The sequence below is a fragment of the Sodalis sp. RH19 genome, from assembly GCF_047324215.1.
Taxonomy (GTDB): domain Bacteria; phylum Pseudomonadota; class Gammaproteobacteria; order Enterobacterales; family Enterobacteriaceae; genus Acerihabitans.
In genome coordinates, this window is record NZ_CP178734.1 from 3,983,911 (window position 1) to 3,996,407 (window position 12,497).

The 12,497-nt window shown below is 63.1% G+C and carries 5 protein-coding genes; 1 reads left to right on the top strand and 4 read right to left on the bottom strand.

Annotation, left to right across the window (positions count from 1 at the left end; genetic code table 11):
• Position 1: 1 nt before the first annotated feature.
• The 3 genes from ACL2XF_RS18040 to fes form a co-directional block, all read right to left on the bottom strand.
• Complete coding sequence (locus ACL2XF_RS18040; protein WP_413727281.1) at positions 2-3,964, bottom strand: enterobactin synthase subunit F; 3,963 nt, start codon at positions 3,962-3,964, stop codon at positions 2-4.
• Between the two features lie 35 nt (positions 3,965-3,999).
• Complete coding sequence (locus ACL2XF_RS18045) at positions 4,000-4,206, bottom strand: MbtH family protein (protein ID WP_410012406.1); 207 nt, start codon at positions 4,204-4,206, stop codon at positions 4,000-4,002.
• A gap of 101 nt (positions 4,207-4,307) precedes the next feature.
• Positions 4,308-5,582, bottom strand: coding sequence for an enterochelin esterase (fes, locus tag ACL2XF_RS18050; RefSeq protein ID WP_413728834.1), 1,275 nt, complete (start codon positions 5,580-5,582; stop codon positions 4,308-4,310).
• A gap of 315 nt (positions 5,583-5,897) precedes the next feature.
• Between fes and ACL2XF_RS18055 the strand changes: the two genes are divergently transcribed.
• Positions 5,898-8,195, top strand: coding sequence for a TonB-dependent siderophore receptor (locus tag ACL2XF_RS18055; RefSeq protein WP_410012407.1), 2,298 nt, complete (start codon positions 5,898-5,900; stop codon positions 8,193-8,195).
• A gap of 1,522 nt (positions 8,196-9,717) precedes the next feature.
• Here ACL2XF_RS18055 and malT read toward each other — a convergent pair.
• Positions 9,718-12,432: an HTH-type transcriptional regulator MalT gene (malT, locus tag ACL2XF_RS18060; RefSeq protein ID WP_413727282.1), complete on the bottom strand. Its 2,715-nt coding sequence runs from the start codon at positions 12,430-12,432 to the stop codon at positions 9,718-9,720.
• Positions 12,433-12,497: the final 65 nt, after the last annotated feature.

The window sequence follows — 12,497 nt, forward strand, 5'->3', positions numbered from 1 at the left end:
CCTACAGTTCCCTGAGCGCCTGGTTAAGCAAGGGTCCGAGCACCTGGAACGACGCGGGCGAAATAATATCCACATGGGCGCAGTCCAGTTCGTGCACGCGCAGCCGGTCCACATAATCTGACCAGGTCCGGCGCACGTCCATAGCGGCGGGCAGCGTGCGCCGGGCCACGAACAGCGTGGCTTCCCCGGCAAAATACGCGCTGCGGCTGGCCGCCAGCAGGCGTACCGAATCCGCATAATTGCCCTCGATGGCATCGAACAGCCGCCGCTGTTCGTCCCCCGCCGGCTCCGCAATACCCTGTTGCGCGGCGATGAACTGCTCGCGCTCGCGCCGCACTTCCTCCAGCACTTCGGGGTCCAGCACATGTTTACCCTGCACCGCGTCCCAATTGCGCGTCTCCGGCGGGTAGGTATCGAGCAGGCCGAGAAACGCCACCGTTTCCCCCGCCGCGCGTAAACGGGCGGCAATGCCCTGCGCCAGCGTGCCGCCCAGCGAATAGCCGATAAAATGATAAGGGCCGTGCGGCTGTATATCGCGCACCGTCAGCAGATGCGCGTCGCACACCTGCTCCAGCGTGCCGCACCGCTGCAGCGGACCGTCCGGACGCGGCGATTGGATACCCACCAGCGGCCAGCGCGGATCGATATAGCGCCGCAGCACGCTGAACTGCCAGGCGAAACCGGAGGCGGGATGAAAGCAAAACAGCGGCGGGCCCTCGCCCTGGCGCAGCGGCAGGACCGCGTCCAGTCCGGAACGCCGGATAGCATCGCCGGGGTCGTTATCCACCTCATCATCAAACAGCGCGGCCAAGCGCGCCACCGTCGAGGCCACCATCACCTGGCCGACGGTTACCGGCTTACCCACGTCGCGGCGCAGCTCCGCCGCCAACCGCATCGCCAGCAGGGAATGGCCGCCAAGGGCAAAAAAGTCATCGTCGACGGACCCGATTTCCTGTTGCAACAGTTGCGCAAACAGCGCGGCTACCCGCCGCTCGATGGCGGTTTGCGGCGCTCGCCCCCGTGTCGCCCGACGCGACTGGGGTAACGGCAGCGCCTTGCGATCCAGTTTACCGTTGGCGCTGAGCGGCAGGGCCGGAAGTTCGACCAGCGCCACCGGCACCATATGCGCCGGCAGCCGTTCGGCCAGGGCGTCGCGCAGCGCCTCGGGGTGCAGCCTTTCACCCGGCTGCGCCACCAGATAGCCGACCAGTTGCCGCGCATCGCCGCCGATGCCGCCATCAGGCGCGGCGCCCAATACCCGGGCATGGGTCACCGCCTGGCGCACGCCCGGCAATAACAGCAGCGCATGATCGATTTCACTTAACTCCACCCGCTGCCCGCGGATTTTAAGCTGATCATCGCTGCGGCCCAGGTACTCCACCGCGCCGTCGTCCAGCCAGCGGGCAACATCGCCGGTGCGGTACATCCGCCCGCCGTCGCCGTCGGGATCGGCCACGAACCGGCTGGCGGTCAGCTCCGGGCGCGCCAGGTAACCCTGGGCCAGTTGAACGCCGGTCAGGTAGAGATCGCCCGCAACGCCCGGCGGCACCGGCCGCAACCGCCCGTCAAGAATGCGCAGGCCGGTATTCCATACCGGGAAGCCGATCGGCACATGCGCCCCGCGCACCGCCGCCAGCGTCTCGCCGTGGGCCGGGTACCAGCTGACGTCCACCGCGGCCTCGGTGGGGCCGTAGAGGTTATGCAGCTCCACCCCGGTGCGCCGCTGCCACAGGCGCGACAGTTCGGCGGGCAACGCCTCGCCGCTGCAAAATACCCGCCGCAGGGTGGCGCAGCAGGCGATGGCGCCGTCATCGGCAAGTGAAGCGACAAACGCCGCCAGCATCGAGGGGACGAAATGCAGGGTGGTAACGCGGTAATCGGCGATAAGCTGCAGCAACACCTGCGGATCGCGGTGGGCGTCCGGCGGCGCCATGACCAGCCGCGCGCCGTTGATAAGCGGCCAGAAAAATTCCCACACCGATACGTCAAAGCTGCAGGGGGTTTTTTGCAGCACCGCGTCATCCGCGCTCAGCGGATAGCGATCCTGCATCCACAGCAGCCGGTTGACGATGGCGTCATGGGCCACCACCACGCCTTTCGGCCGTCCGGTCGACCCGGAGGTATAGATAATATAAGCGGGATGATGCGCCGACGGCCGGGGGAAATCCCGCGGCAGCCGCGGGTCCGCGGTCAACGGCGCCTCATACAGCAACAGATCGCCGCGGCCGTCGAACCGCGCGGCCTGTCCGGCGCAGGTGATAATCAGCCGCGGCCGCGCATCGTCCAGCATCAGTTGCAGCCGCTCGTCCGGATAACCGGTGTCCAGCGGCAGGTAGGCGGCGCCCACCTCGATAACCGCCATCAGCGCCAGCGTCAGGAATACCGAGCGCGGGAGCGCGACGGCGACGATATCGCCCGGGCGCACCCCCTGCGCCGCCAGCCGTTGCGCCAGCGCCAGCACCTGCCCGCGGGTTTCGCCGTAGGTCAGGCGGCGCCGCGCATCCGCCAGCGCCACGGCCTGGGGCGTGCGCAACGCCTGGCGTGCCAGCAGGGTGGCGAGCGTATCCGGCGCCAGCGTTTTACCGGTATCATTGATGCGCGCCAGCAGCGCGCGGTCGGCCTCGCCCAGCAAATCGGCCTGGCCGCATGGCAGCGCGGGATCGGCGGCAAACTGGCGCAGCAGCAGCGGCAGGCGCCGGGCATGGCCGGCCAGCTCGCCGGCGGTATACCGCTCGGCGTTGGCCACCAGTTCCACCGCTACCGTTTCTTCCCCAAGATAGAGCGCGATTTCCAGATCGCGCACCGGCCCGGAAGCCAGCGCGTGCGTCACGCCCTCCACCCCGGCGAAATCAAGCTGGAAGTCGAACATCTTCAGATTAAATACCGGGCCGAACAGCGGTTGTTCATCCCCTGTGCGGCCCAGGTCGCGCAGTACCTGTTCCGCATCATAACGCTGATGGCGGCGCAGGCTCTTCAGCTCGCCGGACAGGGCGGCGGCCAAGGCGCCCAGCGTCTGCCCCGGGCCGACGGTCACGGCCAGCGGCAGGACATTGATCACCGGACCGGTGGCATCCAGGGCGGCCGAGGCCATACGGCGCATAAAGATAAAACCGGCGGCATAGGACGGTTGCCCGCACAGCCGGGCAAACCATAACGCCACCAGCGCCAGGGCCAGATCGGCGATGCCCGGCGCGCGCTCCTCCCCCGTGACCAGGCCGGCGAACAGCCGGCTATCGAGATCAAGCGCATAACGCAGCACATGGGTGGTGGCGGCCTGGCCGGACAACGGTTTGAGCGACAGCGTGCCCGGCGCCGGCAGTCGGCCGGTTTTTTCGCGCCAGAAAGCGGCGTCGCGGCGCCAGGCATCCGACTGATAATACGCCTGATATTCCTCCACCACCCCCTGAAAGGGGGTAAAAGGCGACGGCGGCGGCGTTTCCCGGCGCATGAAGGCGCTATACAGCACGGCGATGCGGCGGGTGATGGCGGTAAAACTAAAGCCGTCGACGATCAGATGATGATAGCGCTGATACCAAAACCAGCGATCGCGGGCCACGCGAATCAGCAGATGCCGGTACAACGGTTTGCCGCTCAGCACCCGCAGATCTCCCGCCAGATCCTGCTGCATCAGCGCCAGCGCGGCGTTCCGGGCGTCGCCGGCGGCGCTGAGATCCACGCAATCGGGACGGTCAAAGGTCAGATCGCCGTCAACCCATTGCACCGCAATGCCGTCACGCTCGGCAAAACGCATGCGCAGGGTGTCGGCTTCGCCCATGCCCTGGTCGATGGCGCGCAGCAGGCAGCCTTCATCGATATCGCCCTTAAGCTCGATATAGTGCGCCACCGCATAGGCGTTGGGCTGCGCGGAAAGTTGGTCTGCCACCCAGATACCGGGCTGCGCCGCCACCAGCGGCAGTTCGGCCGGCTGTCCATCGGCGCCGGTTGGCAAGGATATTTCTGACACGGCGGTAACTCCTTAAAAACGATGGGTTGCGCTGCTTATGCCCCGCGCAGCGCGGCGGGACGCATATCGGTCCAGTGGGTTTCCAGCCACCGGCCGCATTCCGGGCGCGGCGCCGGGCCAAAAACCGGCGTCCATCCGGCGGGCACCGGGCTGAAATCCGGCCAGAGGCTGTATTGGGCCTGGCGGTTTTGCAAAACCAGACAAATCTGTTGCGGATCGTCGAAGGGGTTGGGGTGTTCCAAAACGCACTCCTTATTTTGCTGCGATAGCGCCAATGACGGGGATTGCCCGGGGCGAAAATAGCCAGGCCGGGCATGGACGCGGGAAGCGCCGGCCAGGGGCGCTAGCGGCCGGGCGACCAGAGCGCGGCCAGCCCGTCCAGCAGGCCGCCGCGCCAGCACAGCGCGTCATGGCCGCCGTCCACCACCCGGTAATCAACCCGGTGCCCTTGCCGGCGCAGGAGTTCCACCACCCGGTCGTTTACCTGGTGAATAAGCCGCTCCCGGTTGCCGGCCTCGATAAAGACCTTCAGCGCCAGTCCGTCGCCCAGGCCCCGCCCGATCTGCGCCGGCAGCCCACGGGCATCGCCGCAGGCGTCCCGCGCCTGTGCCGCATCCCGGTCGGGCCACCAGAACGAACCGGACTGGCTGAGCACGCAGCCAAAATGCCCGGGCCAGTTTAAGGCGGCATACAGGGCGGACAGGCCGCCATAGCTTTGCCCCGCCACCACCGTCGTCGCCGGATCGGCGCGGTACGGCGCCCAGGCTGCCAGCTGCGGCAGCAGTTCTTCCCGTACCGCCCGCCAGAATTCAGGGTTGCAGGTTAATTCACGCCCGCGCCGTGGGCTATCGATGGCGTCAATCAATACATAGACCGCCTCGGGCAGGACCCCGGCGCGCGTCATATGCAGCAACGGCGACCAGACCGGCATCTGCCGCGCCCAGAACTGCCCGTCCAGCAGGATGGCCAGCGGACGCCCGGGCGCATGCCGGCGTCCGCTGGTGAATACCCAGATATCGCGGCTGTTGCCCAGGCGTTCGCTATGCCAGCGATGGCGCTCCAGCCCTGCGGGCGACGGCAGCGGCGGCAGGGTGCGCCCGGCCACCGGGCCAAGCCTGTCGTACTCGTTCCAGGCTGTCTGCGGGGGCGCCAGCGGCATATGCAGCGCGGAAACCGGATGGCCGCGTCCGTTGGTCCAGGCGCGCAGCGGATTAAGCCGGTCGGCGACCGCGCCGGAAAATAAACCACGCCAGGCGTTACGCAGCGCGGCGCGGTCCATGGGCGCCGCCGCCGCGCCGAACGCCCCGTCGTCCCGGCATGGGATAAAGCAATAACTGCCGCGCCACTGCGCGCCGAGACTGGTTTGCCAATACCAGACATCCGTGCCGGCAATACGCTCCAGGCTTTGCGGACCGGTATCGCTATGGTGGTCGGTCACGCCGCTGATGTTAATCCATACCCGGCGGATAGGGGACGCGCGCTCGTCGCCCCCGGGGTCGCGCCACAGGAATATCACGCCGCACTGCCCGGACGCACCGGCCTCCACCCAGGGCGCGCCCTGGCGTTCCACCTCCCGCCACCAGTCGTCGCCGCCCACATCGGCGCGGGCCAACATCATTTTTTTCACCGGGCGCGATTCCTTATGTAAACCGTGAATGTAGACGTTTTAATCTAAAACGTAAACTAAATACTATTGATAATTATTTCTATTTGCAATAGTGTGTAAAAGTTCCATTAAGGGTCGGTTTTATTTGTCAATGGCGTGGCCGAACGAGGGAATAACGTAATGTTAACAGCGATTTAACATTGCGTGCTAGCCGCCGGCAGTTGCTGAAAAAACTGCTTATTTTATCCAATTTATAACATAGCAGGCCGTCCATACTGCTGGCTTTCGCCGGAGCAGTCACGGGATCGGCTACAGATCAGGGAACATATGCATACCACATTCTCAGGTTACTCCTTAGCGACCCTAATCAGTCTGGGTCTGGGAACTCTGGCGCTTCCTTTGGCCGCGCCTGCGGCCGACAGCACGACCACAGCACCGGTATCAACCTCCGCGACGACGGACGACGCCACGGCAACCAGCGGCGGCAAAAGCGCGGCGGGCGATACCATCGTCGTCACCGCGGCAAAGCAAAATCTCCAGGCGCCTGGCGTATCCACCATCAGCGCCGATGAAATCAGGAAACGGCCGCCCGCCCGCGATGTGTCGGAAATCATCCGCACCATGCCCGGCGTCAACCTGACCGGCAATTCCACCAGCGGCCAGCGCGGCAACAACCGCCAAATCGATATCCGCGGCATGGGGCCGGAAAATACCCTGATCCTGATTGATGGCCTGCCGGTCAGCAGCCGCAACTCGGTGCGCCAGGGCTGGCGCGGCGAGCGCGACACCCGGGGCGATACCGCCTGGGTGCCGCCGGAAATGATCGATCATATCGAGGTGATCCGCGGACCGGCGGCGGCGCGCTACGGCAACGGCGCCGCCGGCGGCGTGGTGAATATTATTACCAAAAAAGACACCCGCGATTGGCATGGTTCATGGAATACCTATCTGAATATGCCGCAGCATGACGACGAAGGCGCGACCAAACGCACCAACTTCAGCCTGTCCGGGCCGCTGAGCGACGCGTTCAGCTTCCGCCTGACCGGCGGCTACAGCAAAACCCAGGCCGACGCCCAGGATATTAACGACGGTCATCAGTCCCTGCGCACCGGCACCTATGCCGATACCGTCCCGGCCGGACGCGAAGGGGTCAGGGACAAAAATATCGATGCCCTCCTGCACTGGGATTTGGCGCCGATGCAAAGCCTGGAATATGAAACCACCTACAGCCGCCAGGGCAATATCTACGCCGGCGATACCCAGAACACCAATACCAGCCAGTTGGTGCAGGACAACTACGGCCATGAAACCAACCGTATCTATCGCCAGACCCATGCCCTGACCTGGCGCGGCGCCTGGGACAGCGGCGTCAGCACCCTAAATTACCTGCAATATGAGCGCACAAAAAATACCCGCCTGGACGAGGGGCTGGCCGGCGGCACGGAGGGGATTTTCGCCAGCAATGATTTTTCCACCATCCAGCTGGACAGCGTGCTGGCGCATACCGAACTCAGCGTGCCGTTTGAGCTGGGGGTCAACCAGACCCTCACGGCCGGCAGCGAGTGGAACCAGCAGAAAATGAAGGATCCGGCGTCGAATACCCAGACCCTCCTGGGCGGCGCTATCCCGGGCGTGGCCAGCACCGGACGCAGCCCCTACTCCTCGGCCGATATTTTCTCGCTGTTCGCCGAGGATAATATGGAACTGACCGACAGCACCATGCTGGTGCCGGGGCTGCGCTTCGACCACCATTCCATCGTCGGCGACAACTGGAGCCCTTCGCTTAACCTCTCGCAGGGGCTGGGACAGGATTTCACCCTGAAAATGGGCATCGCCCGCGCCTATAAAGCGCCGAGCCTGTTCCAGACCAACCCCAACTACCTGCTCTACAGCCGCGGCCAGGGCTGTGCCGCCAGCACCGGCGGGTGTTATCTGCTGGGTAATGATGATCTCAAGGCGGAAACCAGCATCAACAAAGAAATCGGGCTGGAATTTAAACGCGACGGCTACCAGGCGGGCGTGACCTATTTCCGCAATGACTACCGCGATAAAATCGAGGCGGGTTATGTGCCGACCGGCGTCTCGACCAACGGCGCGTCCGATATCTATCGCTGGGAAAACGTACCCAAGGCGGTGGTGCAGGGATTGGAAGGTACGCTGAATATCCCGGTTAGCGAAACGGTTTCCTGGAATAACAATGTTACCTATATCATTGAAAGCAAAAATAAAGAGACCGGGGACTACCTGTCGATCATTCCGGAATATACGCTGAATTCCACCCTGAGCTGGCAGGCGCGCCAGGATCTGTCGCTACAGTCCACCCTTTCATGGTATGGACGCCAGAAACCGAAAAAATACAACTACAAGGGCGAACGCGTTACCGGCAGCGAAACCAATGAGGTCAGTCCTTACGCCATTGTCGGCCTGAGCGGCACCTACGATATCAACAAATACGCCAGCCTGACCCTGGGCATCGACAACGTCTTCGACAAGCGCCAGTTCCGCGCCGGTAACGCCCAGACCACCGGCAACGCCGCCACCAACGCTTATATGTACGGCGCCGGCGCCGCCACCTACAACGAACCGGGCAGGACCTTCTACCTTGGCCTTAATACTCACTTTTGAAGCCGGCGCCGGTAGCGGGGGAAAGGGTGTGCCGCTGGTATGTTGGGTTTGTTGACAAAGGAGGGGCGCTGGCGGCGAGAGGATTGGCAGGCCGGAGAGGGTTTCGTTTGTAGTGTGCGGGGAGGCCGTGGCGGAGGTTTCGCTTGCTGTGTGCGGGGAGGCTTATGTTGCTGCGATGGAGGTTTCGCTTGCCGTGTGCGGGGAGGCTTATGTTGCTGCGGTGGGGGTTTCGCTTGCTGTGTGGGGGTAGGCTTATGCTGCCGTGGCGGAGGTTTCGCTTGCCGTGCGTTCGGCGGTGATATGCCGTGCCGGGTGCCGGCAAGCGACAATGAGGCCGTACCGCGACGGCCTCCTTGACCTCCGCGCGCCCGGCAGATCGTGCGCCGCTGCGCGGTGCCCGGCATCACCCATCCCGGCTTGTGGACCGCCCGGCATGCGTTCCAGACGCAAGCCGGGCTTTCGCCGCTCCCGGCGGCTCATCCAGCCGTGACGTGCGCTGCCGGCGCACTCTATGCCGGCACCACGTCAACACCATCGCCTGCCAGTAAAACAGCGTTTTGAGGTTCTTAGCGGTATGCGCTTACCGGGAAAAGTCTCAGTATTCATTTTGCGCTAATGTTTACAGCCTGATGGCTAATGGCTAATGGCTAATGGCTGAAAGCGTAATGCTTACTGTTAAAACTCAAAACTGAATGATGAATGCCTTACTGCATGACTGCATGACTGCATGACTGCATGACTGATTTTCGCTGTGCCAACGGTTTTCCATACGTGTTGCATTCGATAACCGTCAATCCTATGCCGACGCCAGCCCCCATCCAAAACAACAGCGCCGCTATCGCTTCATAACATGCAGTACGAACAGCGACATATGGACCGGCATAAAGCGCGCTGACGGCGCCTGTGCCCCCGGCATGAGCCGCCGGGAGCGGCGAAAGGCCCGGTTGCGCCGGGAGCGCTAACCGGGCCGGTGCATAACGGGGGCATGGGCGGAGGAAGGCATCGCGCAGCGACGCGCGACCTGCCGGGCGCGCGGAGGTCAAGGAGGCCGTCGCGGTACGGCCTCCTTGTCGCTTGCCGGCGCCAGGCAATACATATAACCACCGGACGCACGGCAAGCGAAACCTCTGCCGCAGCAACATAAGCCTACCCGCAAACGAAACTCTCGCCGACGCAGCATAAGCCTACCCACAAACGAAACTCCCGCCGCCGCAGCATAAGCCTACCCGCACACGAAACTCCCGCCGCCGAAGCATAAGCCTCCCCGCAAGCGAACCTCCTACCGCCGCAGCATAAGCCTCCCCCGCAAGCGAACCTTCCGCCGCGGCAGTATAAGCCTCCCCCGCACACGGCAAACGACCCCTCCCCGACGCAACATTCAGCTGACCGCAAACAAAACCTTTGCCCACCGGGCTCAAGCCGCCACGAGGCCGCTGTAATACCGCCCCCCTTTACCCATCACGCCCGAACGAAAAAAAGCGCCGGCGCCGTCAACAGCCCGGACGCGTAATCGATATGCGCCTTATACCGCATAACCGATCATCGTCAGCATCTTTTTCACCTGCTGCACCGCGTCCTGCCGCTGCCCCACCCCCAGCTTCTGGTAAAGATTACGAATATGGGTTTTGATGGTGGTCGACGCCACGTCCAGCTCGCCGGCAATCTGGTTGTTACTGTAACCCGAATAAATCAGCCCCAGCACCTGCCACTCCCGCTGGGTCAGCGGACTGATGCGAATCAACTCGGGCACCTGCGGATGATGCAGCAATTGCTGGACAAAATCTTCGTCGAAATGGGCGAACTTATGGCGATGATGGGCATTAATATCGCGCAAAATGCGCCGGGTCCGCTGTTGTTCCAGCTCCGGCAGCACGCCGAGCTGCAGCAGTTGCCGCAGCTGCGTCGCCATCGTTTCGCCTTCAATAACAAAATGGCTGATAAAACCGGTGCGATTGGCTAACGACAACGCCTCCATCAGCACCCGCTGGGCATCGTTCTTGCGCCCGGTGCGCCAATAAATAAGATTATTAAGCAACAGGTTACGGTTAAGATCGCTCACCAAATGCAGTTGTCGGGCATTATCATTAAGCTCGTCCAGCACCACTTCCGCCTCGTCGAACTGGCCGAGCAGAATCTGGGCGCGGGCAATATTACGCCACTGCCCCTGCAAAAAATGGTTATCGACGTTATCCGGTTTCACCGTCTGGTCCAGCCACCTCGCGGCGGCATCGACATCCCCGGTCAGTTGCCAGAACAGCACCCGCGGCTTATCGGCATTGGTCACCCAATCGCTATGGTATTGCGCGCCGCTTATCAGGTTCTCGCAACGGTGCAGATGGCTGCGGGCATTATCAAAATCGCCGCGCGCCAGCGCGATTTTGGCCAGCATCGCCAGGCACTGCAGCTGCTGCTGCGGTTCGGCGCTTTCCAGCACCTTCAGCCCGGCGCTGGCGGCCTGTTCGGCCTCGTCCAGGCGCGCCCAGGACCACAGCAGCTGCGCGCGCAGACGCAGCAGGAACTCATGCATCGGCAATTGTTCCAGATGCTGCTCGCCCACCAGTTCGAACGCCTTATCCTGTATTTCATACGCCGCCTGCAAATACCCCTGCGCTATCAGGATTTCGCTTTGCTGCAGCAAGGCCCACAAGGCGTAGTGATACACCCCATGCCGGCGGGCCATCCGATCGGTCTGCTGCATCATGCTCAAGGCTTTGACCAACTGTCCCTGGCAATGCGCGACTTCGCCGGTCACCGACGTGGCGACAATACGGCCGTAATAATTAAACTGCGGCAAAAACCGTAGCGCTTCGGCAGCCAGGGATTCCGCTTCAAGGGGCTTGCCGGTATTTATCGCCACCTGCGCCAGCAGGGCGTTAAACTCCGCCACCAGCCAGGGGGCAAGATCGAGTTTGCGCCGCGCCATCTCCGCTTTGTCATGAGCCAGCAGGCTCGCCACCTCGGCGCTCCGGTGCTGGCCCTGGGCCAGCCAGCCCTTGAGCAACACCAGCCTGGGCCGCAGGATCAGCACGTCGTAGGGCAAATGCTTCAGGCAACGGTCCAGCAACGCCAGCTCACCATGGTTAAATAACGTCCAGCCGCTATCAAGCAGGATCCGGCACATCATACCCACATCATTCGCCGCCATCGCGTGGTGGATGGCTTCGGCGGGATAGCCCTGCGCCAGCCAGCCCTCGGCGGCGGCGCAATGGATCTCGGGCAGCTCGGCCGCCAGTTCCCACTGGCAGCGCTGGCGCAGGAAACTGGCGAATAACGGATGAAAACGAAACCATTCGCCGCTGTCGTCCATACGCTGGATAAACAGCCCCTGGTGTTCGGTCTGCTCCAGCCGCTGCTGGCCGTTTCCCTCGCCCATCAGCCGGTCAATCAGCGCATCGTTCATCGAGCGCAGCAGCGAACAGCGCAGCAGGAAACGACGGGTGGCGCCATCGACCCGATCGAGCACCTCATCCACCAGGTAATCGGACAAATGACCGGCATTAATGCCCGACAGCCGCCGGGCGGTTTTGCTGGCCGGGGTATCGGACTGGCGGGAAGACAGCACAATCAGCTGCAGCGCCGTCGCCCAGCCCGCGACCTCGTCGCACAGCCGGTTGCTGTCCTGGGCTGCGATGGGCATATCCAGGCGTCCTGCGAAAAACTGCCTGGCCTCCTCATGGGTAAAGGCCAACTGCTGGCTGCCGATTTCCAACAGTTGATCGCGCACCCGCAGATTGGCGATGCCCAGCGACGGCAGGTTGCGCGACAGCAGAACCAGCTTGAGGCTATCCGGCTGCTGGCGCAGCAGGCCGCGCATGGCGTCATGGATAACCGTATTGGTGATCAGATGGTAATCGTCGATGACCAGGAAAAGCGGCGTGGTCCAGTCGGCCAGATCCACCGACAGCTGGGCAAACAAGGTTCCCAGGCTGGCATACTGATGCTTCTGCGCCAGCGCTTCGCTGCGCAGGCAATGGCCGCCCGTCGCCTGCTGGATCGCCGCCACCAGGTAATTGGCAAAGATCTCCGGTTCATTATCGCTATCGTCAAGGGAATACCAGCCCAGATCCTGCCTCGCCGCCGCCCACTGCGCAATAAGCGTCGTTTTGCCGTAACCGGCGGGGCTGGTAATCAGCGCCAGGCGATAGTTCGCCGCGCTATCCAGCCGGTCCAGCAAACGCTGGCGCGGCACGGCACTTTGCAGCCTCACTGGCCGTCTCAGTTTTGATGGGATTAGCATTGTTTTTATTTCCCCAGGGGTACACGGCAATGTGCTAAAACTAACTGTTAACCATTGTAATTATA

Bases quoted from the DNA above. Each gene is read 5' to 3' on its own strand.
- fes (WP_413728834.1), bottom strand. From the start codon at position 5,582: ATGATGTTGGCCCGCGCCGATGTGGGCGGCGACGACTGGTGGCGGGAG.
- ACL2XF_RS18055 (WP_410012407.1), top strand. From the start codon at position 5,898: ATGCATACCACATTCTCAGGTTACTCCTTAGCGACCCTAATCAGTCTG.
- malT (WP_413727282.1), bottom strand. From the start codon at position 12,432: ATGCTAATCCCATCAAAACTGAGACGGCCAGTGAGGCTGCAAAGTGCC.